Genomic DNA, 25,093 nt, shown 5'->3' with positions numbered 1-25,093 from the left:
GCGACGAGAAAGCACCTGCCACTTCCATGTCTGCACTCCGTTCCGCCCTGTCGGTGATCGCTGTCGGCGCACTCGCGCTCGGCCTTGCCGCGTGCCAGTCCCCGTCCGCCGACGAAGCCACGCCCGAAGCGTCGTCCGACAGCGGCTTCCCCGTGACGATCGAGCACGCGATGGGCGAGACGACGATCCCCGAGCGGCCCGTCCGCGTCGTGGCGCTCGACCCCAGCTACGTCGACGCGACGCTCCTGCTCGGCGCGGAGCTGGTCGGGTACGCCGAGTACCGCCAGGATCCCGAGAACCCGTTCGCGCCGTACCTGGGCGATGTGAGCGACGAGACCGCCGACGCCGTGAACGTCGGCACGATCGCCGAGCCCGACCTCGAGAAGATCCTCGAGCTCGAGCCCGACCTCATCATCTCGGCGAAGGTCCGCCAGGAGGCGCTGTACCCGCAGCTGTCGAAGATCGCCCCCACGGTCTTCTCCGAGAGCACCGGTCCGACCTGGAAGGAGAACGTCGTGCTGCTCGGCACGGCGCTCGGCCTCCAGGACGAGGCCGAGGCGGCGGTCGCCGAGTACGAGGAGCGCGCTGCGGCGGTGGGCGAGCAGATCCTCGCCGAGAACCCCGACGCCACCTACTCCCTCGTGCGCTTCGCCGGCGAGGACACGGCCCGCCTGTACTCGAGCGACTCGTTCATCGGCGAGATCATGGCCGACATGGGCCTGCCGCGTCCGGCGGACGCACCCGACACGACGGAGTCGATCTTCGTGCCGCTGTCGGCCGAGAACATCCTGCAGGCCGACGCGTCGGTGATCATGGTCAGCGCGTGGGAGCCCGAGGGCGCCGAGGGCGATGCCTCACGCGCCCAGCGCGAGCAGTTCGAATCGAACCCGCTGTGGGAGCGCCTCACCGGCGAAGTCCTGCCCGTCGACGACACGACGTTCGTCTCGTCGGTGTCGATCCAGGGCGCGCATGCCGTGATCACCGAGCTCGCCGAGCACTACGGCGTCGACCCGCTCGACTGATCCCCGCGGCCCCGCCCCGTGACGTCGCTTCGGTGTCGCGGGGCGTCCGCGTGCAGTCACACGTCGAGCACCGCTCCGCCGTCGCGAAGTCGCTCCTGCAGGGCGTCGACATCAACCTCCTGCACACGCACGCCCGATCGCGCGGCCAGCGCCGCCGCCACGCCGGCGGCCTGGCCGAGCATCTGGTACTGCGGCTCCATCCGGATCGACGAGAAGGCGACGTGGGAAGCTGCGACGCAGACCGCGACGAGCAGGTTCGCGCACTCCTCCCGCCGGGGTGCGAGGGCCCGGTAGCCGACGCCGTAGATCGGCACGGGCACCGAGAGATAGCCCTCCGACACCACCATCGCGATCGGGTCCGGGTGCTCGTACACCCAGCGCCAGGCCCGCTGCACCTCGCGGATGTCGAAGTGGTACGAGCCGAGGGCGACGACGTCGGTCGGCAGGGCGCCGGCGCGCAGGTCGTGCTCGGTGATGACGGCATCCGTCGTCATGCGCCGCGCTTCGCGCACGTAGAGCTGATGCGGCAGGTGACCGGTGTCGGCGAACTCGTCGGCGGGAAGCTCCCACTGCTGCATGCCGCGCCGCACGCTCGCGGGAACGGCCGGGTCGTTCGCGAGGAACCACAGGAAGTCCTCGGCATGGTGCAGGTGGTGCAGCCTGATCTCCTCGCGGCGCACGGGGTCGGCGTCCGGATACTCCCATGCGGTGCCGTCGAGCACGCTGAGCGAGAACGGCCCGAGCGAGTTGCCGTCGGCCTTGCCGCCGGGCAGGTTCGGCTCGAGCCCGATGTAGCGACCCGCGGGGTGCACGTCGCCGCGCCGCTCCGCGTCGGCGAAGAGGCGGCGGCCGAGCTCCCAGTGCGTCTCGTCATAGCCCGGACGGCGGCGGAACGGGATGCGGTCGGCGGCGCGTGACAGGCACACGCGGTAGCCGAACGACATCACGCCGCCATCGCCTTCGCCGACCTCCGCCATGGGCTCGGGTTTGATCTGCGGAAGCAGCGCGCCGGCCATGAGCCCGGCCGGGTCGTCGCGGAACGGCGAGATCCACGGCGGCATCGAGTGGCGCCCGGGCATGACCTCACGACGGCCCGCGAACTCCTCGCCGTGGAGCGAGCGCGATTCGCGACCGACCGCATACGAGACCCCGGATGCCGCCATCAGGTCGCCCTCGTAGCTCGCGTCGATGAAGACCTCGGCGGTCACCACCGCCCCGTCGGCGAGGGTGAGCAGGGTGATCCGGGCGTCCGTCACCTCGGTCGTGGCGAGCCGCGCGTCGAGCGCGACCGCCACGCCGGCCTCCTCGAGCCACCGCACGAAGATCTGCTCGGCGACGTGCGGCTCGGGTCCGGCGTAGCGTCCGACCGGCACGCCGTAGTGGGCTGCGACGGCGGCGCGGAATTCCGCGGCCATCCCGCCCAGCGCGCGCAGGTCGCCGACGTCGGTGTAGCCGAGGCCGCCGCTGGTCATCCCGCCGATGTGGCGACCCGGCTCGAGGAGCACGACCCGGGCCCCGGCGCGGGCCGCGGCGACCGCGGCGCACACCCCGGCGGACGTCGCCGCGTAGACCGCGACATCCGCCGCGATCATGAACCCCGGCCTCCGAGAAGCACAGAAGAGTCGACTCGCGCAAGCCCCGTGATCGGCGGGCGCGGCGTGCCTAGCATCACGGCGTGCGCGTTCGAGCGGACGGCACGCGGTTGCGTCGAGTCGGCGGGGAGCCGTATAGTCGGGGCCATGTGGTAACGATGCCACATCTCGAAGTGGAGAAGTGAGATGACGAAGAAGGATCGCCCGGAGGTCGCGTTGAGCGAGGCCTCGCGATGAGTGTCACTTCGCAGCCCGACGCCGTCGTCGAAGCGCTCGAGGAGGCGTCCGCGACCACGAAGGGGAACCGCCGGCCGCGCCGCCGCGTCAAGGAGCGCGCCCCCAAGGTCAAGGTGCACTACAACAAGCGCGAGGCGCTGGCGGGGTACCTGTTCATCTCTCCGTGGATCGTCGGATTCCTCGTCTTCACGGCGGGTGCGATGGTGTACAGCCTGTACATCTCGTTCAGCAACTACAACCTCGCGACGAACACCGCACGCCCGGTCGGCATCACCAACTACGCCAACCTGTTCGACGACCCGCGCGTCGCGGTGTCGCTGTCGAACACCCTGTTCTACGTCGTGATGGCGGTCCCTCTCGAGATCGTCTTCGCCCTCACGCTGGCGATGCTCCTCAATCGCGTCGGTCGCGGCGCGGGTGCCTTCCGCACGCTGTACTACCTGCCGAAGATGACGCCGGCGGTGGCGACGGCATCCGTCTTCTTCCTGCTGCTCAACGGCAACACCGGCGCGATCAACCAAGGCCTGCGCTTCTTTGGAATCCAGGGTCCGCAGTGGCTGGTGGATCCCGCGTGGGTCAAGCCCAGCATCGTCATCATGACGCTGTGGACCGTGGCGGGCACGATGGTCATCTTCCTCGCGGCGCTGAAGAACGTGCCGGTGGAGCTGTACGAGGTCGCCTCGCTCGACGGAGCGGGCCCGATCCGCAAGTTCTTCTCGATCACGCTGCCGATGATCTCGGGCGCGATGTTCTTCAACGTCATCGTGCTCTCGATCGCCGCCTTCCAGGTGTTCGACCAGGCGTACGTCCTGTTCTGGCGAGATCAGAGCAACGCCTCGCCAGAGGCGTCGCTGTTCTACGCCATCTACCTGTTCCAGCAGGCGTTCCGTCAGTTCAACTTCGGGTTCGCCGCCGCGATGGCCTGGCTGCTCTTCGTCATCATCATGGTCATCACGGTCATCCAGGTGAAGTTCGGCAACCGGTTCGTCTACTACGAGGGAGACCGCTGATGTCGGCGTCGCTGCAGACCCCGGGCGTGGCCCGCCCCGTCCCCGAGGCCGCCACCGTCGCGGTGACCGTTCCGAAGCGCTCGCGCTGGCGGCGCAACATCGCGCAGCCGAGGACGTTCGCTGGCCGCATCATCCTGACGGTCGTCCTGGTCGGCTTCGCGCTGCTGTTCCTGTACCCGTTCGCGTGGCTGCTGGCGGCGAGCTTCAAGCCTCGCGGCGAGGTCTTCGACAACGCGCTCATCCCGAAGACGTTCGTCCCCGAGAACTACGTCGAGGTGTGGAACCAGCTGCCGCTGCTGAGCTGGATGTGGAACAGCATCGCGATCGCGCTGCTGGCGGCCACGGCCGTCGCGGTGTCGAGCTCGATCGTGGCGTTCGGCTTCGCCTACTTCAAGTTCCCGGGGCGGGGGCTGCTGTTCGGGCTCGTGCTCGCGACGATGATGCTCCCCGGCGCCGTCACCATGATCCCGATCTACCTGATCTGGAAGGAGACCGGGTTCCTCGGCACATGGGTGCCGCTGTGGGGCATGAACCTCTTCGGCTCGGCCTTCTACATCTTCCTGCAGCGGCAGTTCTATCTGGGCCTGCCACGCGAGCTGTTCGAGGCCGCACGTCTGGACGGCGCGAGCTACTGGGGCCTGTTCTGGCGCATCGCGATGCCGCTGTCGATCCCGTCGTTCGTCATCGTGTTCCTGTTCGAGTTCCAGGCGAGCTGGAACAACCTCCAGTCCGCGCTGATCTACCTGAACGCGGGCAATGTGAGCGAGTTCACCGCGCCGCTGGGCATCGCGTACGCGATGACGAAGTACAGCCCGACCGCGGGCGGCCACGGCGACTACCAGTACGTGATGGTCGCATCGCTGCTGGTCACGCTGCCGATGCTCATCATGTTCGCCTTCGGCCAGCGCTACTTCATCGAAGGTGTCGCGACGCAGGGCCGCAAGGGATGAGACGGATGCCGCGCCCAGCGTGGCATCGATTCCACAACGTACACATCACAAACCAATAAATACGCGGGTTGTACCGTTGCCCGGCACCCGCCGGGTGGCTAGCGTCATGTGGGAAGGTTCCCATATTTCAGGAATCCGCTCACGTGGTGGCGGCGACGGTGCCGCCTCGATCGAAAGGGAAACACATGCGCAAGCGCATCATCGGAATCGCCGCGATCGCGGCGTCAGCCGTCATGCTCGCGGGCTGCGGGGGCGGTGGCGGCGGCGGTGGCACCGGTGCCGAAGCGGACTTCGACGCCGAGCCCACCGGCACCCTCTCGGCGTGGGGCTTCGAGAACGCCGACGACGTGGGCCAGTCGCGCCTCGACTACGCCGCCGAGCAGCTGAGCGACGTCGAGGTCGACCTCGACGCGACAGCGTTCGACGCGCAGAAGTTCACGACGCGCATCGCCGGCGGCGACGTGCCCGACGTCGTGCAGATGGACCGCCGGTACGTTACGCAGTATGCGGCGCAGGACCTCATCATGCCGCTCGACGACTGCTTCGACGCGCAGGGCGTCAGCCCCGACGACTACTGGTACCCGTTCGTCGTCGACGACGTGCGCTACGACGACGCGATCTGGGCCGTGCCGCAGTTCTACCAGCCGCCGGCGATCATCCTGAACAAGCGCGTGATGGACCAGGCGGGCGTCACCGTCGAGGAGATCGACACGTCGAACCCCGACGCCCTCCTCGGAGCCATCGCGAAGATGTACCAGGAGTCCGGCGGCGTCCCGACGCGCCTCGGCTTCGACCCGGTGTCGACCGGCCAGGCCCCGCTGTGGATCCTCGGCATGGGCGGTCAGCTCACCGACGAGGACGGCACGCCGACCCTCGATGACCCGAGCAACATCGCGGGTATCGAGCTGCTCAAGCAGATCAACGACGCGCAGGGCGGCTACGCCGCGGTGAAGAGCTTCACCGACTCGTTCGACACCTTCGGCGACAACAACCAGTACGTCGCCGACCAGGTCGGCGCGCAGGTCAATGCGCAGTGGTACCCGAACGTCCTCTCGCCGTATGTGGACCAGATCCAGATCGAGGCGGTGCCGTTCAAGGACGCCGAGGGCAACCCGTTCTCGGTGTCGGGCGGCACGGCGTTCGTCATCCCGGTCGGCGCGGAGAACCCCGCCGCCGCGTGCGCGTGGATGGTCGAGCTGACGAGCGAGGAGGCGTGGGCCGCGGCGGGTGCCGCGCGCGCCGAGACGCGCGCCGAGGACGGCGGCATCAACACCGGCCTGTTCACGGGTTCGCCCGGGCCCGACCAGTCGATCCGCGAGGAGTACGTCGTCGAGAGCGGCAACGCCGGGTTCGACCAGGTGATCTCGACGTACTACGACGTCCTCGACTACGGCCAGTCGTTCGGCTCCTCGCCGGCCGGTCAGGACATCCAGAACGAACTGAACAATGCCATCACCGCGGCGCTGCTCGGCGACAAGACGCCTGAAGAGGCGCTCGCCGACGCGCAGGCCGCCGCGATGCGGGCGTACGAGAACGCGACCGCCGCAGGCTGACGGTTTCGCACTCGCCGCGTGGGGGGAGACGGGGGCGGGTCGACTTCGGTCGGCCCGCCCCTTCCCACTGGCCACCATCCACCACGAACCGAAGACGACCGATACATCACAGGGACCAGAACGCAGCGATGTCGATCCGACAGATCCTCCTCATCGGCCACACCCACCACGACGTCGGCTATACCAACAGCCCGCGCCTGATCGATCGCATGCACGGGCGGATCGTCGACCGCGTCCTCGAGCTCGCCGCCGAGTTCCCCGCCGAAGGACCGGACGGCTTCCGCTGGACCTTCGAGGTCGCACGCCCGGTGCTGTCGTTCCTGGAGCGCGCCACGCCCGATCAGGTCGGCAGGCTCGCCGAGCTCTCGCACTCGGGCGCGATCTCGGTCACCGGCGGCTACCTCAACATGACGCAGCTGCCGAGCGCGTTCGAGTTCGACGCGGCGTACGACCTGCTCGAGCGCATCAGGGCGGCGGGCATCGGCATCCGCACGCAGCAGCACGGCGACGTCAACGGCCTGTCGTGGGGCGCGGTGGACCAGATGACGGATGCCGGCATCACGCGCCTCGTGATGGCGCTCAACCCCGACCACGGCCGTCCGCCGTTCGTGCAGCCGAGCGGCTTCCGCTGGGAGGGGCCGTCTGGCCGCTCGGTCTTCGTGTGGCTGTCGACGCACTACGGGTTCGGCGAGGAGTGGGGGATCGTCGACGGCGACGCCGAGCTGGCCGAGGAACGCATCGCAGCCTTCGTCGAGGAGCTCGAGCGGCGCGACGACTACCCGTGGGGCACGGCCATGGTGCACGCGGGAAACGACAACCGCTGGCCGACGGCGCTGTTCCTCGAGGTCGTGCGCCACTGGAATGCGCGGCATCCTGAGCTGCCCATGCGAACGGCGACGATCGACGAGGCCATGGACGACCTCGAGGCAGAGGCGGCGACGGCGGGCTTCGAGGTGCCGACCGTGCGCGGGGAGTGGGCGGACTGGTGGTCGCATGGCCACGGCTCCACGGCACGCGAGGTCGCGGTCTACCGCGAGGCCCGCACGTTCGCACGTGCCGCGCAGAGCACGCTGGCGCTGGCGCGACTGACGGGCGGCACTCCGACGCCGATGTTCGACGTGCTCGGCTATCGCCGCGGCCCGGTGCGGCACCGCTCCGACGACGAGATCGCCGAGGACCTGGAGCACGTCGACGAGCAGCTGCTGCTGTACGGCGAGCACACGTGGGGCAGCTGGGAGACGTATTCGAAGCCGCACTCGACCTTCAGTCACTCGCACCACAACGCGACCTCCGCGTACGCGTACGACGCTTTCGACCACGCACGCGACCTCGCGATCGAGGGCTGGTTCCGGTACGCGTACGCCGGTGGCGCCGCGACGGTCCCCACAGCCCCCGGCCGCGTGGGCCCGGCCTCTGTCGACGGTCCGGCCGAGGGCGCGATCGTGGTGGTGAACCCGACCGAGGCCCGGCGCCGCGAACTCGTCGACGTCGAGATCGCGGGCACGCGCCGCATCCGGCTCCTCGCCGACGTCGACCCGTTCGGCGTCGCGGTGCTTCCGGTGCCCGGCCCGGTGGTCGAGGACGTGGCGGCCGGCCCGATCGAAGCGGGCCGCTATCGGGTGACGGTGGATCCGGCCCGTGGCGGGGTGGTGTCGCTCGTCGACACGATCGATGACCGTGAGCTCGTCGACGCGACGGCGGCGGCTCCCCTCGGCGCAGTCGTCGACGAGCTCGTCGAGGCCGGGTCGCGGCATCCGATGATCACGCAGTCGCCGAAGCTCTTCCACCCCGACCACCCGGGGCCGGCGTTCGACCGCGTGGTCGCGACGGGCGACGGTCCGGTCCGGGTCAGCCGCTCGGCCGGCGTGACCGAGATCCGGTGGCAGACATCGACCCCCGGCATCCCGAGCATCGTGACGACCGTCGTCATCGCCGACGGCGCCGCCGACATCGACCTCGACGTGCACGTCGCGAAACCGGAGCGGTTCGACCCCGAGAGCGTGTTCGTGACGTTCGCCTTCGCGGCGACGGAACCGGAGTTCCTCCTCGAGACGGCCGGGGCGGTGTTCGCGGCCGACCGCGAGCAGCTCCCCGACACGAGCAAGGACTGGTACTCGATCCAGCACGCGGTCGGGGTCGCCGGCCGCGACGGCGGCTTCCTGTGGGGATCGACGGATGCCCCGCTGGTGCAGGTCGGAGGCCACCACACCGGGAAGTGGGCGGCCGAGCTCGAGGTGGCCGGAGGCCACGTCAACAGCTGGCTGATGAACAACCTGCACTTCACGAACTTCCAGGCGCGGCAGGAGGTCACGCGTCGCTTCCGCTACCGGTTCCGGCCGGTCCCGCGGGTCAGCGCCGCCGACGTGCGTCGCTACGGCCGCGACCTGCTCGAGCCGCTGCACGCACGGCACGTCGTGTCGCCGCCGGTCGTGGCGCCGCAGCCGCCGATCGACGTCGTGCCGGCTGACGCGGTGCTCGTCGAACTGCGTCCGGTCGACGGCCGCGTGCGAGCGCGCCTGCGGAACATCACGGGCGACGACGTCACCGCTTCGGTGACGCGCGGCGGCGAACGCGTCTCGGTCGCGGTGCCGGCGGCGGGTGTCGCCGACGTGCTGCTCGATCCGGCGCCCGATCCGCTTCGGTGAGGCCGCGATGAGCTCGCTGCAGGCTCCGACGCGATCCCCGCTCCGGCTGCTGCTGTGGCAGGCGTCGCGGCAGCCCGGGACCCTCGTCGGCGGAGTGGTCTTCGGTGTGGCGTGGATGCTGTGCCAGGTGATCTGGCCCCATCTCCTCGGCCGCGCCATCGACGCCGGGCTCGACGACGGGCTGCAGGGCGTGCTGCCGTGGTGCGCCGGGCTCGGCGCGATCGCCATCGCGCAGGCGCTGTTCGCCGTGCTGCGCCACCGCATGGCGGTCTCGAACTGGCTGCGGTCCTCGCTCGGCGTCTCCCGCATCATCGGCTACCACAGCGCCGAGACGGGCGCCGCGATCGCGGCCGACAGCTCCGCGGGCGAGGTGGCCTCGACCGTCGCGAACGACGCGCTGCGCGTGGGCGAGATGTTCGACGTGACCGCGCGGTTCTCCGGCGGAGTCGTGGCGTACATCGCGGTCGGCGTGATCGCGACGTTCACCTCGCCGGCGCTCGGCCTGTTCGTGCTGCTCGGGATGCCGGTGCTCGTGGTGGTGCTGACGCTCTTCGTCCGTCCGCTCGCGCGCCGGCAGGCGGCGTGGCGACGCGAGCAGGGCGCGCTCACCGAGCTCGCCGCCGACACGGTCGTCGGGCTGCGGGTGCTGCGGGGCATCGGCGGCGAGGAGCAGTTCGTCGAGCGCTACGCGCGACGCTCGGCCGATCTGCGCCGGCGCGCGATCGACGTGGCACGCCTGGGCTCCTGGCTCGACGGACTGCAGATCCTGCTGCCGGGGCTGTTCGTCGCCGCGGTGGTGTGGTTCGGCGCGCGGCTCGTGCTGCTCGGCGAGATCAGCCCGGGCGAGCTCGTGGCCTTCTACGGGTACTCGGTGTTCCTCATCGTGCCGCTGCGCACGACGGTCGAGGCGAGCCAGGCGTTCGCACGCGGCTTCGTCGCGACCGGGCGGGTGCTCGATGTCCTGCGCGTGCAGCGGGCCGTGCGCGACCCGGAGCACCCGCAGGCGCCGCCGCCGGGAAGCGCTGAGATCGTGGACGTCGCCTCGGGCGCCGTCATCGGTCCCGGCCTGTTCACGGCGCTCGTCGACGAGGATCAGGATGCCGCGGCCGCCGTCGCGACCCGCCTCGGCCGTTTCGACGACCGGCAGCACGCGATCGCGCCGGTGCTGTGGGGCGGTGTCGATCACACCACGATGCCGGTGCAGGAGGTCCGCCGGCGGATCGTCGTGAGCGACGCGACGCCTCACCTGTTCACCGGGCGGCTGCGGGACGGCCTCGACACCCAGAGCGTGCGCGCCCCCGACCGCGCCCCGTCGCCGGCGGCGCGCCGCGAGCGGATCGATCAGGCGCTCGGCGTCGCGGCCGCGTCCGACGCGGTCCAGGCGCTGCCGGGCGGGCTCGAGGAGCACGTGCCGGAGCGTGCCAGCGTGCTCTCGGGCGGGCAGCGCCAGCGGCTGAGCCTCGCACGCGCCCTCCTGACGGATGCCGAGGTGCTCGTGCTCATCGAGCCGACCAGCGCGCTCGACGCCAACACGGAGGCCACCATCGCCGCGCGGCTGCACCGCGCTCGCGCGGGACGCACCACGGTGCTCGTCACCGCGAGCCCGCTGCTGCTGGATCGGATGGACGTCATCCATGTCATGCGGGGCGGCCGCGTCGTCGGATCCGGCACGCACGCCGAGCTGATGCGCCGCGACGACGCTCTCGGCGCCCGCTACCGGCACGTCGTCGCACGCTCCACGAGCGATGCCGAACCGGTGGTGGCTGAAGAGCTGGAGGCCGCATGGACCGGGTCGATCCAGACGCTGTGGACGCGCGCGACCGAGACCGGGGCGATCCGAACCGTGCGGGAGGAACCGGGCGATGACTGACACGGCGCTTCCGATCGCGGGAGGGGAGAGGATCCGCGAGGTCGCGCGCACGCTCGTGCGACGGCATCGCGGCGAGCTGCTCCTCGTGATCACGCTGCACGCGTTCGCAGCACTCGCGGGCCTCGTCGGCCCGTGGGTGATCGGGCGCATGATCGACGCGCTGTCGGGCGGGACGGCGAAGATGGCGCAGATCGACGCGATGTTCCTGCTGCTGGCCGGTGCCGTCGTCGTCCAGGCCCTCGTCACGCGGTTCGCGCAGCTGTGGTCGCTGCGGCTCGGCGAATCGGTGTTCGCGAAGCTGCGCGAGGACTTCCTCGCGACGGTGACCTCGCTGCCTCTCGCCGTCGTCGAGCGGGCGGGCACGGGCGACCTGCTCTCGCGCACCACGAGCGACGTCGACGCCGTGGCCCAGACCGTCCGCTTCGGGGTGCCGCGCATCCTCGTGACCGGCATGACCGTGATCCTGACGCTCGGCGCCGCGTTCATCATCAACCCGCTCGTGGCGTTCGCGATCCTCGCCGGCGTGCCGCTCATCGCGCTCAGCAGCCGGTGGTACCTCAAGCGGTCCGGACCGGGATACCGGCGTCAGCTCGCGACGTACGGGCGGCTCGTCGGCGTCATCAACGAGACCGTCGAGGGCGCGCGGACCATCGACGCGCTCGACCTCGCGCCGGTGCAGCGACTCAAGATCGACCGCGCGCTGGCCGCCCGCAACGCCGCCGAGCGCTACACGCTCGGCCTGCGGAGCGTCTGGTACCCGCTCACGACCCTCGGCTTCCTCATCCCGGTGATCGCCGTGCTGCTGTGGGGCGCGTATCTCATGGGACAGGGGCTGGCGACGGCCGGCGACGTCACCGCGATCGCGCTGTACGCGATGCAGCTGACCGGTCCGGTCGAGGAGCTCGTCAACTGGATGGACCGGCTCCAGGTCGGCACGACGGCGCTGGCGCGGATCGTCGGCGTCGCCGAGGTGCCCACCGACCGCCCCGGTGCCGATCAGGCACCGGACGGCGAGGAGCTTCACGCCCGCGGCATCCGCTTCTCGTATCGCGAGGGCGTCGAGGTGCTGCGCGACGTCGACCTCGTGCCGAAGATCGGCGAACGCGTCGCGATCGTCGGCCCCTCGGGATCGGGCAAGTCGACCCTCGCGCGGCTGCTCACCGGCATCACCGCGCCCTCGGACGGCGTGGTGACGGTCGGTGGCGCCGACGTTATGCGGATCCCGCTCGACGTGCTGCGGCAGCACGTCGCGCTCGTGACCCAGGAGCACCACGTGTTCGTCGGCACCCTCGCCGACAACCTGCGCCTCGCCGCACCCGACGCCCGCGACGGCGAGCTGGAAGAGGCGCTGCAGGCCGTGGGCGCGTTGCGGTGGGTGCGCGCGATGCCGCACGGCCTCGAGACCGTCGTTGGCTCAGGCGGAGTCGTGCTGACGCCGGCCCAGGCGCAGCAGGTCGCCCTCGCACGGCTCGTGCTGCTCGACCCCCACACTCTCGTGCTCGACGAGGCCACATCCCTGCTCGACCCCCGTGCCGCGCGCGGACTCGAGCAGTCCCTCGACCGCGTGCTCGAGGGCCGCACCGTCATCGCGATCGCCCACCGCCTGCACACCGCGCGCGACGCGGACCGCGTCGTCGTCATGCGCGATGGCCGCATCGTCGAGTCGGGGTCGCACGACGAACTGGTCGAGAAGGGCGGCGAGTACGCGGCCCTGTGGCGATCGTGGCAGGCCGAGTCCGCTGCCGAACCGGCCGACTGAGGCGGGTACCGCCCGGGGTGGAGGTCAGCCGAAGGCGCCCGGGCCTGTCGACCGAGTCCCAGCCGATACCTCCGCCTCCTGCGGGTGCGCCGCTCAGGAGCCGCGGTCGAAGTCCAGATCGGCGGGCGGCTCGGGATCGACGACCGCCACCGGTCTCAGCCGCCGTGTCCGAGCCTCCAGCTCTGCGAGCACGCCGACGTCGATCAACTCCGTCGCTCCCGTTCCGGCCGGCCTCGCGACGATCTGGCTCGCCGGCCCCACCAGCAGGTCGATGGACCCGATCGAGCCGTCCTCCTCGAGTGCGGGGATCGTCACGGTCTCGGCTTCCCCGACTTCCGCCAATGCCGCGCTGTATCGCAACAGCGCAACGGCGATCTCGTCCCCCGTCAGAAATTCACTGCCCGCGTAGATGATCCTCTTCACATGTTCAGTCCTACTCGCCGACTCTCGAATGGCACACGGGGTTGCAGGGAGTCCGCGAAGCGGCTACCGAGCAGCACGGCCCGCGCGGTTTAGCGGCGAGGCGCGCCCGGCGCAAGCCCCGGGATCCAGGAGGCGGCGACGCCTAGATTCGCAGCATCCGGAAAGGAGATCACATGTCGCAGACCACCCTGGAATCCCCGGCCGACCTGCTGCGGTTCAAGCTGCGCACCGCCATGACGATGGAAGAGGACTCGCTGGCCGCGCTCGGCGAACTCGAGAAGGCGGCGCGGTCGCAGGACGTCAAGAAGATGTTCCGCCACCACGCCGACGAGACCAAGGAGCAGATCGAGAACCTGCGTCAGGTCTTCCGTCTGCTGGAGTTCCCCGAGTCGACGGCCGCCTCGCCGAGCACGAAGGGCATCTCCAAGCAGGCGCGGTCCCTCGTGGAGCGCAGTGCACCCGCGTTGCTCGACCAGGTCACCCTCTCGGCCGCGTTGGGCAACGAGCACTACGAGATCTCGGCATACCAGTCGCTGATCCTCGCGACGCGTGCGCAGGGGGCAGCCGACGCCGTGGCGCTCCTGACGGCCAACCTCGACCAGGAGACGCACACGAGTGAGGAGCTGATGACCAAGCTTCAGGAGCTCGTGGGCTGACACGAGTGTCGCAGGAGGGTCCAGCGATCGAACCGCTGGACCCTCCCGCGCGCCGCGTCACTCCTTCTTCATCGCGTCCTGGATGCCCCCGGCAGCCTTCTCGACGAGGTTCGGCACCTCGGTGGTGCCGTAGAACCGTGAGTCAGGATGCGTCGGGGGAGGCATCGGGACCCCACGCTGCGGCTCCGAGACGTACGAGAACTCGCCGTGACCGTCCGGCGTGGGACCGCTGGCCCATGCGCCGTCGGCGGCAGCGGCCCCGTCCGAGAAGTTGATGTACTGATAAGCCACTTCCCGCTCCTCGTTCGCGAGCGGGAAGTTGCTCGGCACGGGGAGCGCCTCCACCCCCTCGTCTCTCAGCTCTGCGGCCGCAGCCAGCCACTGGTTCTGATGCATCGTGTCGCGCGCCAGCAGGAACGCGAGCAGATCCCGGACCCCGTGGTCCTGCGTCATGTGGTAGAGCCTCGCCACCTGGAGACGGCCCTGCATCTCGGCGTTGGCATTGGCCTGGAAGTCCGCCAGGAGGTTTCCGCTCGCAGTGATGTACGAGCCCACCCAGGGGTTGCCGTTGCTGTCGACCGGACGCGCGCCGGCGCCTGCCACGATGGCCTGCTGCACATCGGTGCCGCCGACGATCGCAGCGACCGTGGGGTCGTCCTGCACGGCGTCCTCGGTCACGCCCAGCGGTGCCTTCTCGAGCAGCTGCGCGATCATCACCGCCAGCATCTCGACATGACCCATCTCCTCCGCGCCGATGCCGAAGACCAGGTCCCGGTACTTGCCCGGTATGTGCATGTTCCATGCCTGGAACTGGTACTGCAGTGCGACGGTGATCTCGCCATACTGACCGCCCAGCACCTCCTGCAGCTTGCGCGCATACACGGCGTCGGGCGCGTCAGGGGTCGCTTGGTGCTGAAGCTCTTGACGATGGAAGTACATGGTGGTCTCCTCGTTTCGGATCTCCCCCGTCCGGCATACCCAAGTCGCGACGGGCGGATGCGACACGGGGGTTGCCATGGGTCCGTCCGGACGTGAGAATGCGACCCGGTCGCGGAGGAGCGTCAGAGCGTCGTGCGCAGGATCACGAGCCGCTCGGTCGCGCGCGTCATCGCGACGTACCGGTCGACGGCCCCCTCGATCCCCGCGCCGAAGCGCTCGGGCTCGACGAACACGACCAGATCGAACTCGAGGCCCTTCGCGAGCTCCGGCGTGAGCGAGCGCACCCGGTCGCGGGGCTCGAACGCGGGATCGCCGATCACGACGGCGGTGCCCTCGGGGTGGGCGGCGAGCCAGTCGTCGAGGATCCCGTCGCGACCCGACATCGCCGCGCGACCCACCGGGATGCCGTTCGACCGGATCGACGTCGGCACGTTCGCGTCGGGGATCGCGGCGCGGATCACCGGCTCCGCCTCGGCCATCACCTCGCTGGGCGTCCGGTAGTTGATCGTGAGCGACGCGATCGACACGTCCGCGAGCCCCGCGCGTTCGAGCCGCTCCCGCCACGACTCACGGAACCCGTGTCGCGCCTGCGCGCGGTCGCCGACGATGGTGAAGCTGCGCGACGGGCATCGAGCCAGCAGCATCCGCCATTCCGCGTCGGTGAGCTCCTGCGCCTCGTCGACGACGATGTGCGCGAACGGGCCGGCGAGCAGATCGTGGTCGTGCGACGGGAGGACGGACTCGTCGACGAGGCTGTTGCGCAGATCGTCGCCGTCGAGCCACTGCATCATCTCGTCGCCGGCCTCCTTGAGTCGCTCCACGACCTGCGCCATGTACGCGCGCTCGCCGGCCAGCTTCGCCTCGCGCTGCCGCCGGCGACGCGACGCCCCGGGGTCTCCCAGGCGGGCGCGCGCCGCGTCGAGCAGCGGCAGGTCCGACACGGTCCAGGCCGAGGCATCCGTCCGCTGCAGCGCGTCCACCTCGTCGGCCGTGAGCCAGGGAGCGCAGCGGCGCAGGTACGCGGGCACCGACCACAGGTCGGAGACGAGAACGGATGCCTCGACCAGCGGCCACGCCTTCGCGAAGACGCGCGTGAGCTCGTCGTGCCGCGCGAGCACCCGGCGCAGCTGATGCAGCGGCACCTCCTCGGGGTCGACCTGGTCGGCGAGGATGTCGAGCACGGTCTCCCACACCTGGTCGCGCGCCTCGTTGTGCGGCGTGCCGGGCTCGGCCGATGCGAACGCCTCGGCCCAGTCCTCCGGGCCGAGCCGGAGGTCGGCCCACGGCGTCTCGACGAGAAGTCCCTCGGCCGGCGGCTCCTCGTACAGCGCGACGGCGGGCTCGATCGCATCGACGAGGCGCGCGTCGGCCTTGAGCCTCGCGACGACGGGGTCGCGCTCGGGGCGGGCCGTCGCGCCCTCGGCCACGAGGTCGCGGAGCGTGCAGGTCTGCACGCTCTCTTCGCCGAGGCTCGGCAGCACGTCCTCGACGTACGACAGGTACGCGGAACTCGGCCCGACGAACAGGACGCCGCCGCGCCCCTCGCCCAGGCGAGGGTCGGAGTACACGAGGTACGCGGCGCGATGGAGCGCCACGACCGTCTTGCCGGTGCCGGGCCCGCCGTCGACGACCAGGGCGCCGCGGGAGCCGGCGCGGATGATGGCGTCCTGGTCGGCCTGGATCGTGCCCAGCACGTCGCGCATGCGCGGCGATCTGCTCGCCCCGAGGCTCGCGATGAACGCCGACTGGTCATCGAGCGCGGCACCCCGTTCGAGGCCCTCGGGCGTGAACACCTCGTCCCAGTAGTCGGTCACGCGTCCGCCGGTCCACCGGTAGCGCCGCCGGCTCGCGAGCCCCATGGGGTTCGCGTGCGTCGCGGCGAAGAACGGCTCGGCGGCCGGCGTCCGCCAGTCGACGAGAAGACGGCGGTCCTGCCCGTCTTCTCCGAGTCCGTCGCCCGGCTCCGCCATGAGCCCGAACCGCCCGATGTAGACGGGGTCCGAGCCGTCCGCGGGCACCATGCGGCCGAGGCATGCGTCGAGCGAGAACCGGCGCAGCGCGCGCAGTCGCGCCGACAGCCGGTGCACCTCGAGGTCGCGCTCGAGGGCCGCCTGGCCACCGCCCCCGGCGTGCCGGCGCACGTCGTCGAGGCGTTCGGTGAGCGCGGCGATGGATCGCTCGATCGCGTTTCCGATCGCGGCGAAGTGGCGTTCGTCGTCAGCGATGAGTGCGGGGTCGCCCTTGTCCGAGAGGCGTTCGGGCAGACGGAAAGGGCTGGTCACAGTTCTGTTCCAGGCTCTGTTCTGTGCGGTGTTCACGGCGGGGCTCCTGACGTCGGTCGCGACGTGCGGCGCGTCGCGACCGACAAGTATGCGCCAGCGAGGGGGCCTTGCCGCAAGGCCCCCTGCCGCCGTTATCCTGGTAGTGGCGGGAGGTTGCGGAGACCACGCGACACCCTCGGGCGCTAGGATGCCGACGTGCCCCGCGAAACGGTCCTGGGGGGACCGGATCTCCAGACGGTGCTGCTGGACAGCAAGACCCACATCCCGCCGTTGTCGGATGGTGCTGTCAGCCGGCATCGCCTCATCGAAGGTGCGCGCGCGAGCGGCGCGCGCGTCGTCACGGTCACGGCTCCCGCCGGATACGGCAAGTCGACGATGCTCGCCGAATGGGCCTCCGGCGAGGCGCGCAACGTGGCGTGGGTGTCGCTGGACCGGAGTGACGACGACCCGTCCTCCCTCCTGTCGGCGATCGCGACCGCGAGCTCTCTGCTGTCGCCGGCCGCGGCATCCGTCGTCGCCGACATGCGCGGCGTCGGCGCGTCGGCTCTCGGCCGCTCGGCCCCGCTTCTGGCCGCAGCGCTCGCCGCGGCTCCGTCGGACTTCGTGCTGTTCATCGACGACCTGCACCGCGCGTCGTCGACCGATTGCCAGGACGTGCTCGAGGTGCTGCTGGCACGGCTTCCGCGCGGATCGCAGGTCGTCGTCGCGAGCAGGAGCGAGGCGCCCCTCATCGCGCGCCTGCGCGCTGCCGGCGAGGTGTGGGAGGTCGGCATCGACGACCTGGCCCTCGGTCACGACGGCGCGCGCGCGATCTTCGACCACGCCGGCGTCGAAGGCGTCGAGGATGCGGACCTCGACGGCATCGTCCAGAAGTGCGAGGGCTGGCCCACGGGCCTGTTCCTGTGCGCACTGGTCGCGCGTGCCGGTGGGGACGCGGCATCCGTCACGGGAGACGACCGCTATCTCGCGGACTACCTCTATCGCGAATGCCTCGAGCGGCTGCCCGACGACATGCAGGACTTCCTGCGCCGCAGCTCGGTGCTCGACGCCATGTCGCCGGCCGCGTGCAACGCCGTCCTCGGCATCGAGGACGCGCGCTCCCGGCTGCGCGAGGTCGAGATCGCGAACCTGTTCCTGATCCCGATGGACCGCAATCGCGGTCTCTTCCGCTACCACGCGCTCTTCCGCGAGTTCCTGCTCACCGACCTCGAGAGAGCGGACGGCGCCGGAGGCGTGGCGGCGCTGCACCGCCGGGCCGCGGCATGGCACGAGGACCACGGCGCCTCCGCTGTGGCGGTGGAGCATCTGCTGCAGGCGGGCGAGACCGAGGACGCCGCTGAGCGCATCGCCGAGCTCGCGCTCGCCATGTACGGGCAGGGCCAGGTGTCGACCGTGCGCCGCTGGTTCGCTGCGCTCGGCGACGACGTCGTGCGGGCCCACCCCGCGCTCGTGGTGTCCATCACGTGGACGGGTGTGCTGCTCGGCGATGTAGGCGCGGGGGAGCGGTGGGCGCACGTGCTCGACACCATCGATGCGAGCGGATTCCCCGAGGAGGATCGGGTGCTGTTCGAGTCCGCGCGGGCGATGGTGCGCGCGGCGATGTGCGTCGACGGGCACGAGCGCGTCCGCGATGACGCCGCTTACGCGCTCGAGCACGAGCCGGCGACGAGCCCGTGGCGCGACCAGGCGCTGCACCTGTGGGGATCCGCGTGCCTGCTGGTGGGCGACGGTGACGGCGCACGCGCGGCGTTCGAAGAGGCCATCGACGTGGCGACCCTCATGAACAATCCGGACTCGATCATCCTCAGCGAGCCCGAGCTCGCGCTGCTGGCCATCGAGCGCGGCGACTGGGAGCCGGCCGGCATCCATGCGCGTCGGGGCGTCGCCATGATCGACGCGAGTCACATGGACGGGTACCCGACGACGGCCCTGGCGCTCGCCGTCGCGTCGCGCGTGGCCGTCCACGAGGGCGATCGCGAGTCGGGCGAGCGGCTGCTCGCGCGTGGCATGCGCGCTCGCGTCGGCTGCACGCACCTGCTCCCGTACCTGTCCGTTCGCGTGCGCCTCCACCTCGCGAAGGCATACGTCGCGCTCGGAGACCGCTCCGCGGCGTGGCACCTGCTGCGCGAGGTCGACGACCTCCTCCACAAGCGACCCGACATCGGCACGGTCTCCGCGCAGGTCGACGACTTCCGGGAGTCGCTGCGGGCGCAGCCGTCAGGCGGCGGATCGGTGCCGCTCACTCCCGCGGAGCTGCGGCTGCTGCCCTACCTGCAGACGCATCTGACGATCGCCGAGATCGGGCAGCGCCTGTTCATCTCGCGCAACACGGTGAGCTCCGAGGTCGGGTCGATCTACCGCAAGCTCGGTGTCACCACCCGCGGCGCGGCAGTGGAGCGCGCGGTGTCGCTCGGGTTGCTGGGCGGCTGACGGACCCCGCGGCGCTCACACGTCGTCGTCCGGCGCGAACTCGTCGTCGTATCCCAGTGCAGCCGCGATGCGCGGGGCGGCGGCGACCGCGCGCGGGACACCGGCGATCGAGACCATGCCGTCCAGGACGGCGACGATCTCGTACACCGAGACCCCCGCGGCGATCGCGTCGTCGACGGCGGACCGCATCGACGCGGTGGGAGCGGATGCCGAGATCAGCGCGCCGATGCGCACGAGAGCGGCCGTGCGCGGATCGATGACGCGCGACCACGCGTCGCCGGCTATGCCTTCCACGCGTGGATCGTCGACGCAGAAGCGTCGAAGAAGCTCCCTCACATCGACTTCGCCGCCATTGCGGTCGGACCGCTCCCTCATGTACTGAGGAGACCACTCCGAGGCGTGTCTGCGCACCACGCAGATCGCGTGATACGTCCCTGTACCGGGTGTTGTGCCGGGTGGCGGTGTCGCGCGGACGCGCTTCACGCGATTCACACGATGCCGTTCGTTCGCGCGCGACGATAGCGTGGCCGCAGCGCGGTCCGGGCGCCGGCGACCTCATCGGCGGCTGCTCCGGCCCGCAGGGCGGCTTGCTCGGGGGACCCGGAGCAGAGGACGACAGGAGACGCGCATGACCGACGGCATTTCGAACTCGATCGTGGGGGAGCCACTGCCTCCGGCGCGGACGCTCCCGTTCCCACCCAAGCCTTCGGGCAGCTTCGCCGGGCGCACACTCGCCGAGTCGACGTACGCGCCGCTGCCGCCGCAGCGCCATCTGAACGAGGACGCGCCGAACATCCTCGTCATCCTGATCGACGACGCCGGCCCCGCGCTGCCGGCACCGCTCGGCGGCGCGATCGACACCCCCACCCTCGGCCGCCTGCGCGAGGAGGGCATCGGCTTCAACCGCTTCCACACCACCGCGATGTGCTCGCCCACGCGCGGTGCGCTGCTGACCGGCCGCAACCACCACCGGATCGGAAACGGCCAGATCGCCGAGCTCGCCAACGACTGGGACGGCTACTCGGGACACATCCCCAAGAGCAGTGCGACGGTGGCCGAGGTTCTGCGCAACTACGGCTACTCGACGGCCGCATGGGGCAAGTGGCACAACACCCCCGCCGAGGAGACGACGGTCGCCGGCCCGTTCGACCGCTGGCCCACCGGCTACGGTTTCGAGTACTTCTACGGCTTCCTCGCCGGCGAGGCGTCGCAGTACGAGCCCAACCTGGTGCGCAACACGACCAGCGTGCTGCCTCCGAAGACGCCCGAAGAGGGCTATCACCTGAGCGAGGACATCGCCGACGACGCGATCGGGTGGCTGCGCAACCACAAGGCACTGACGCCCGACAAGCCGTTCTTCATGTACTGGGCCACCGGCGCGATCCACGGGCCGCACCACATCATGAAGGAGTGGTCCGACAAGTACAAGGGGAAGTTCGACGACGGCTGGGATGTCTACCGTGAGCGCGCGTTCGAGAACGCGAAGGCGGCGGGATGGATCCCCGAGAACGCGGTGCTCACACCGCGCCCCGACAGCCTCCAGGCGTGGGACGACATCCCCGACCACCAGAAGCCCTTCCAGGCCCGCCTGATGGAGGTGTGCGCCGGGTTCGGCGAGCACGCCGATGTGCAGGCCGGACGCCTCGTCGACGCGCTCGACGAACTCGGCTACGCCGACAACACGCTCGTGGTGTACATCTGGGGCGACAACGGCTCCTCGGGCGAGGGTCAGAACGGCACGATCAGCGAACTGCTCGCGCAGAACATGATCCCGACCACGATCGACCAGCACATCGCGGCGCTCGAAGAGCTCGGCGGGCTCGACGCGCTGGGCACGCCGGCGACCGACAACCAGTACCACGCCGCGTGGGCGTGGGCGGGCTCGACGCCGTACCAGGGCATGAAGCTCATGGCCTCGCACCTGGGCGGCACGCGCAACCCCATGTTCCTGCGCTGGCCGGAGCGCATCACGCACGATCCCGCGCCGCGGACGCAGTTCCACCACGTCATCGACGTGGTGCCGACCATCTACGAGATCCTCGGCATCTCGCACCCCGAGACGGTGAACGGCATCCACCAGGATCCGATCGACGGCACGAGTCTCGCCTACGCGGTCGACGACCCGTCCGCCGAGGGCCGCCATCGCGTGCAGTACTTCGAGATCATGGCGAGCCGGTCGATCTACGAGGACGGGTGGCTCGCATCCTCGACCGGTCCACGGCTCCCGTGGGTGCCCGGAGCGCCCCCCGGCATCGCGACCTGGACGCCCGACCACGACACGTGGGAGCTGTACAACCTCGACGAGGACTGGAGCCAGGCTAACGACCTGGCGGCCGAGAACCCCGAGAAGCTCGCTCAGATGAAGGAGCTCTTCGCGATCGAGGCGGCCAAGAACGAGGTGCTTCCTGTCGGCGCCGGCCTGTGGGTGCCGGTCTATCACCCCGAGTACCGCATCTCGGTGCCGTACACCCGGTGGCAGATGGGCGGCGACACGGTCCGCGTCCCCGAGTTCTGCGCCCCGGCGCTCGGCAACAAGCCGAACGTCGTCACGATCAAGGCCAACGTCGGCGAGAGGGCGAACGGCGTGCTCTACAAGCTCGGCGGCGCAGGCGGCGGTCTGACCGCGTTCGTCGAGGACGGCATCCTCAAGTACGAGTACAACCTGTTCCTCGTGCAGCGGACGAAGGTCGAGGCGTCCTCCCCCCTCCCAGCAGGTGAGGTCGAGATCGAGATCGAGACGACGTACGTCGAACCGAAGCCGGGCGGTCCGCTGAACGTCACGCTGCGCGTGAACGGCGACGAGGTGGCGTCGGGCGTCGTGCCCGTCAGCGCCCCGCTGCTGTTCTCGGCGAACGACTGCCTCGACATCGGTCGCGCCTACGGCGGTGCCGTCTCGCGTGCGTACGTCGACAAGATGCCGTTCGCGTTCGACGGCTCGATCGAGCGCGTCGACATCGCATACAAGCTGCCGCAGAACGCGTAGTCCACGCACGACCTGGGCAGCGCGTACGGCCCCCGCGGGATCCTCCCGTGGGGGCCGTCAGCCGCGCAGAGGGTAGTTTCGTACGCGGAGCCGTCACAGCCGCGCACGACAGGAGACGACGACGATGCCGGATCGCGATCCCCTTCACGCGCCCGCCGAGGCGCCTGAAGTGACGATCGATCGCGTCGCGATCATCGGCGACGGTCGCGTCGGCCGTGCGGTCGCGGCGGCACTCACGGCAGCAGGCGCCGACGTGGCCGGGCCGCTCGGGCGGGGTGCGAACGTCGACGGCGGGTCGATCGTGCTGCTGGCTGTTCCGGATGCCGAGATCGCGGTCGCGGCCGGGTCTGTGGCAGCCGGATCCCTCGTGGGGCACTTCTCGGGCTCGTCGACCCTCGAACCGCTCGCCGCGCACGACGGGTTCAGCATCCATCCCCTTACGACGGTGACCGGCCCGGGAACGTCGTTCGACGGCGTGCCGGCGGCCGTCGCCGGGGCGAGCCCTCGAGCGCTCGCCACGGCGGACGCGGTGGCTCGCGTGCTCGGGATGCGGCCGTTCGAGGTCACAGACGCCGACCGCGCCGCGTACCACGCGGCCGCCTCGATCGCGTCGAACTTCCTGCTGGCGCTCGAGGCGTTCGCCGAGGAGCTCGCCGCTTCTGCCGGTGTCACCCGCGATGCGTTCGCGCCGCTCGTGCGAGCGACGGTCGACAACTGGCAGCGCGACGGGGCGGCCGCATCGCTCACCGGCCCCATCGCCCGCGGCGACGAGGTCACGGTGGCGCGGCAGCGCAGCGCGGTGGCCGATCGCATGCCCGACCGGCTCGCTCTGTTCGACGCCCTCGCCGAGGCGACGCGGCAGCTGGCCGCGTCGCAGCCTGTGCGGTCGGACGCCTCCGTCTCCGGGGTGCCGTCGTGATCGTCGTGCGGACGGTCGCCGACCTGCGCTCGGCGCTGCGGGACCGCCGCGCCGGCAGCATCGGGTTCGTGCCCACGATGGGCGCGCTCCACGAAGGACACGTGTCGCTGCTGCGCGCCGCCCGTGCCGACAACGACACCCTGGTGCTGTCGACCTTCGTGAATCCGGCTCAGTTCGACGAGCAGTCCGACCTCGCCGCGTATCCCCGCACCGAAGCGGCCGACCTCGCCGTCGCTGAAGCGGCGGGGGTCGATGTCGTCTTCGCGCCCGACGCCGCGGAGATGTATCCGTCCGGGTTCGCGACGACGGTGAGCGTGACGGGGCCGGTCGCCGAGACGCTCGAGGGAGCTCAGCGGGGCCGTGCGCACTTCGACGGCGTGGCCACGATCGTGACGAAGCTGCTGCTGGCGGTGCTGCCCGACGCGGCGTACTTCGGCGCCAAGGACGCCCAGCAGGTCGCCGTGGTCCGGCGCATGGTCGCCGATCTGACGATCCCGGTCCGCGTGGTGGTGTGTCCGACTTCTCGCGACGACGACGGCCTGGCGCGTTCGAGCCGCAACACGAGGCTGAGCGCCGAGGAGCGCGCGCGGGCGCTCGCGATTGCGCGAGCCCTGTCGGCGGTGACGGATGCCGCGACCGCCGGCGTCGTCGACACGGAGGCGCTGCGGGCGCGGGCGACGGCCGTGCTGGACGCAGCGGGTGTCGAGTCCGAATACGTCGCACTCGTCGACCCGGAGTCGTTCGAGCCCGTCGCCGTGCGAAGCGGTCCGGTGCTCGTCGCGATCGCAGCGCGCGTCGGACGGACGCGGCTCATCGACAACGTCGTGCTGGAGCCGGTCCGGCAGACCGTGCCTGCGGCACACGAGGGAGGCGCGTGATGCGCAAGAAGGTCACGCTTCGACGGCTCGCCGAGATGAAGGCCGGTCACGAGCCGATCGTCATGGTGACGGCCTACGACTACCCGACGGGACGCATCGCGGATCGCGCCGAGGTCGACGTGGTGCTCGTCGGCGATTCCGGGGCGCAGGTGGTGCTCGGCCACGATTCCACCGTCGCGGTCACCGTCGACGAGATGCTCGTTCTCGCCCGCGCCGTGCGGCGCGGCGTGCAGTCGGCGTTCGTCGTGTGCGACCTGCCGTTCGGCTCGACGGAGGTGTCGGACGAGCAGGCGGTCGAGACGGCCGTGCGCTTCGCGAAGGAGGCGGGCGCCGACGCGATCAAGATCGAGGGCGGCGGCCCGGCACGCGTCGACCGCATTCGTGCGATCGCGGATGCCGGCATCCCGGTGGTGGCCCACGTCGGGCTCACGCCGCAGACGGCCGTGTCTCTCGGCGGACTGCGCGCTCAGGGTCGTACCGCGGACTCGGCCGCGCGCTTCGTGCGCGAGGCGCTCGCCGTTCAGGACGCCGGTGCCGCGATGCTCGTGGTCGAGGCGGTCCCGGCGGAGGTCGTGGACGTCGTGCTGCCGGCGCTCGAGATCCCAGTCATCGGCATCGGCGCGGGCCGCGCGGACGGACAGGTTCTCGTCATGCACGATCTCCTCGGCATCACCGAGGGCAAGGCTGCGACCTTCGTCAAGCGATACGCGACCATCGGCGACGACATGGTCGGGGGAGTGCGGGCGTACGCCGGCGACGTGCGGGCAGGAGCGTTCCCTGCGCCCGAGCACGGCTATGCGGCCAACGAGGACGCCCTCGCCGCAGCCCGGGCGGAGCTCGAGGCCCGGCGCGATTCGTCGACCGCGTGGTGACAGGCGGCGCGTACGCCGTGCGGTGAAACGCAGCTCGGCGAACGCTCCGAGTCCCGCGTTCGCGTACATGCCG

The 25,093-nt window shown here is 70.7% G+C and carries 18 protein-coding genes; 13 read left to right on the top strand and 5 right to left on the bottom strand.

The genetic code is table 11. From position 1 onward, the window contains the following. Positions 1-26: 26 nt before the first annotated feature. Positions 27-1,022, top strand: a complete 996-nt coding sequence (locus AC3ANN_RS14605; RefSeq protein ID WP_488338110.1) for an ABC transporter substrate-binding protein — start codon at positions 27-29, stop codon at positions 1,020-1,022. 56 nt (positions 1,023-1,078) lie between these two features. On the opposite strand, the gene AC3ANN_RS14600 is transcribed toward AC3ANN_RS14605, so the two are convergent. After that, a complete protein-coding gene (locus tag AC3ANN_RS14600; RefSeq protein ID WP_488338109.1) occupies positions 1,079-2,614 on the bottom strand; it encodes an FAD-dependent oxidoreductase in 1,536 nt (511 codons plus the stop codon). 233 nt (positions 2,615-2,847) lie between these two features. Between AC3ANN_RS14600 and AC3ANN_RS14595 the strand changes: the two genes are divergently transcribed. The 6 genes from AC3ANN_RS14595 (at position 2,848) to AC3ANN_RS14570 (ending at position 12,638) form a co-directional block, all read left to right on the top strand. Continuing rightward, positions 2,848-3,861, top strand: coding sequence for a carbohydrate ABC transporter permease (locus AC3ANN_RS14595; RefSeq protein ID WP_488338108.1), 1,014 nt, complete (start codon positions 2,848-2,850; stop codon positions 3,859-3,861). Beyond that, positions 3,861-4,811: a carbohydrate ABC transporter permease gene (locus AC3ANN_RS14590; protein WP_488338107.1), complete on the top strand. Its 951-nt coding sequence runs from the start codon at positions 3,861-3,863 to the stop codon at positions 4,809-4,811. The genes AC3ANN_RS14595 and AC3ANN_RS14590 overlap by 1 nt, the downstream gene beginning before the upstream one ends. Before the next feature lie 185 nt (positions 4,812-4,996). Further along, a complete protein-coding gene (locus AC3ANN_RS14585) occupies positions 4,997-6,364 on the top strand; it encodes an ABC transporter substrate-binding protein (protein ID WP_488338106.1) in 1,368 nt (455 codons plus the stop codon). Between the two features lie 128 nt (positions 6,365-6,492). Next, positions 6,493-9,009 (top strand): glycoside hydrolase family 38 N-terminal domain-containing protein, encoded by a 2,517-nt coding sequence (locus tag AC3ANN_RS14580; RefSeq protein ID WP_488338105.1) that lies wholly within the window; start codon positions 6,493-6,495, stop codon positions 9,007-9,009. A 7-nt stretch (positions 9,010-9,016) separates the two neighbouring features. Continuing rightward, complete coding sequence (locus tag AC3ANN_RS14575; RefSeq protein WP_488338104.1) at positions 9,017-10,879, top strand: ABC transporter ATP-binding protein; 1,863 nt, start codon at positions 9,017-9,019, stop codon at positions 10,877-10,879. After that, positions 10,872-12,638: an ABC transporter ATP-binding protein gene (locus AC3ANN_RS14570; protein WP_488338103.1), complete on the top strand. Its 1,767-nt coding sequence runs from the start codon at positions 10,872-10,874 to the stop codon at positions 12,636-12,638. The genes AC3ANN_RS14575 and AC3ANN_RS14570 overlap by 8 nt, the downstream gene beginning before the upstream one ends. A 93-nt stretch (positions 12,639-12,731) precedes the next feature. Here the strand turns inward: AC3ANN_RS14570 and AC3ANN_RS14565 are convergent, their stop codons facing one another. Then, positions 12,732-13,061, bottom strand: coding sequence for a hypothetical protein (locus tag AC3ANN_RS14565; protein WP_488338102.1), 330 nt, complete (start codon positions 13,059-13,061; stop codon positions 12,732-12,734). A gap of 173 nt (positions 13,062-13,234) precedes the next feature. Here AC3ANN_RS14565 and AC3ANN_RS14560 point away from each other — a divergent pair, with 173 nt between their 5' ends. Continuing rightward, on the top strand, positions 13,235-13,717 hold the full coding sequence (locus tag AC3ANN_RS14560) for a YciE/YciF ferroxidase family protein (protein ID WP_488338101.1): 483 nt from the start codon (positions 13,235-13,237) through the stop codon (positions 13,715-13,717). 57 nt (positions 13,718-13,774) lie between these two features. Here the strand turns inward: AC3ANN_RS14560 and AC3ANN_RS14555 are convergent, their stop codons facing one another. Then, complete coding sequence (locus AC3ANN_RS14555) at positions 13,775-14,656, bottom strand: manganese catalase (protein ID WP_488338100.1); 882 nt, start codon at positions 14,654-14,656, stop codon at positions 13,775-13,777. A 122-nt stretch (positions 14,657-14,778) separates the two neighbouring features. After that, the gene (helR, locus tag AC3ANN_RS14550; protein WP_488338099.1) at positions 14,779-16,938 is read right to left on the bottom strand and encodes an RNA polymerase recycling motor ATPase HelR; all 2,160 of its coding nucleotides are present in this window, start codon (positions 16,936-16,938) and stop codon (positions 14,779-14,781) included. Between the two features lie 195 nt (positions 16,939-17,133). On the opposite strand from helR, the gene AC3ANN_RS14545 reads away from it, so the two are divergent. Beyond that, positions 17,134-19,368, top strand: coding sequence for a winged helix-turn-helix domain-containing protein (locus AC3ANN_RS14545; RefSeq protein WP_488338098.1), 2,235 nt, complete (start codon positions 17,134-17,136; stop codon positions 19,366-19,368). Between the two features lie 15 nt (positions 19,369-19,383). Here the strand turns inward: AC3ANN_RS14545 and AC3ANN_RS14540 are convergent, their stop codons facing one another. Beyond that, on the bottom strand, positions 19,384-19,662 hold the full coding sequence (locus tag AC3ANN_RS14540) for a carboxymuconolactone decarboxylase family protein (RefSeq protein ID WP_488338097.1): 279 nt from the start codon (positions 19,660-19,662) through the stop codon (positions 19,384-19,386). A 334-nt stretch (positions 19,663-19,996) separates the two neighbouring features. On the opposite strand from AC3ANN_RS14540, the gene AC3ANN_RS14535 reads away from it, so the two are divergent. The 4 genes from AC3ANN_RS14535 to panB all read left to right on the top strand — a co-directional run bounded on the left by AC3ANN_RS14535 (position 19,997) and on the right by panB (position 25,020). After that, positions 19,997-22,351, top strand: coding sequence for an arylsulfatase (locus AC3ANN_RS14535; protein WP_488338096.1), 2,355 nt, complete (start codon positions 19,997-19,999; stop codon positions 22,349-22,351). Between the two features lie 169 nt (positions 22,352-22,520). Further along, positions 22,521-23,270 (top strand): DUF2520 domain-containing protein, encoded by a 750-nt coding sequence (locus AC3ANN_RS14530; RefSeq protein ID WP_488338095.1) that lies wholly within the window; start codon positions 22,521-22,523, stop codon positions 23,268-23,270. Continuing rightward, positions 23,267-24,148 carry a pantoate--beta-alanine ligase gene (panC, locus tag AC3ANN_RS14525; protein WP_488338094.1) on the top strand — a complete coding sequence of 294 codons (882 nt, stop codon included), beginning with the start codon at positions 23,267-23,269 and terminating at the stop codon, positions 24,146-24,148. The genes AC3ANN_RS14530 and panC overlap by 4 nt, the downstream gene beginning before the upstream one ends. After that, on the top strand, positions 24,148-25,020 hold the full coding sequence (gene panB / locus AC3ANN_RS14520) for a 3-methyl-2-oxobutanoate hydroxymethyltransferase (protein WP_488338093.1): 873 nt from the start codon (positions 24,148-24,150) through the stop codon (positions 25,018-25,020). The genes panC and panB overlap by 1 nt, the downstream gene beginning before the upstream one ends. The last annotated feature ends 73 nt before the right edge of the window (positions 25,021-25,093 follow it).

The sequence above is a fragment of the Microbacterium sp. STRO-2N genome (assembly GCF_057747775.1).
The sequence above is the reverse complement of the archived record's forward strand: the minus strand, read 5'-3'. Positions and strand labels throughout refer to the sequence as shown.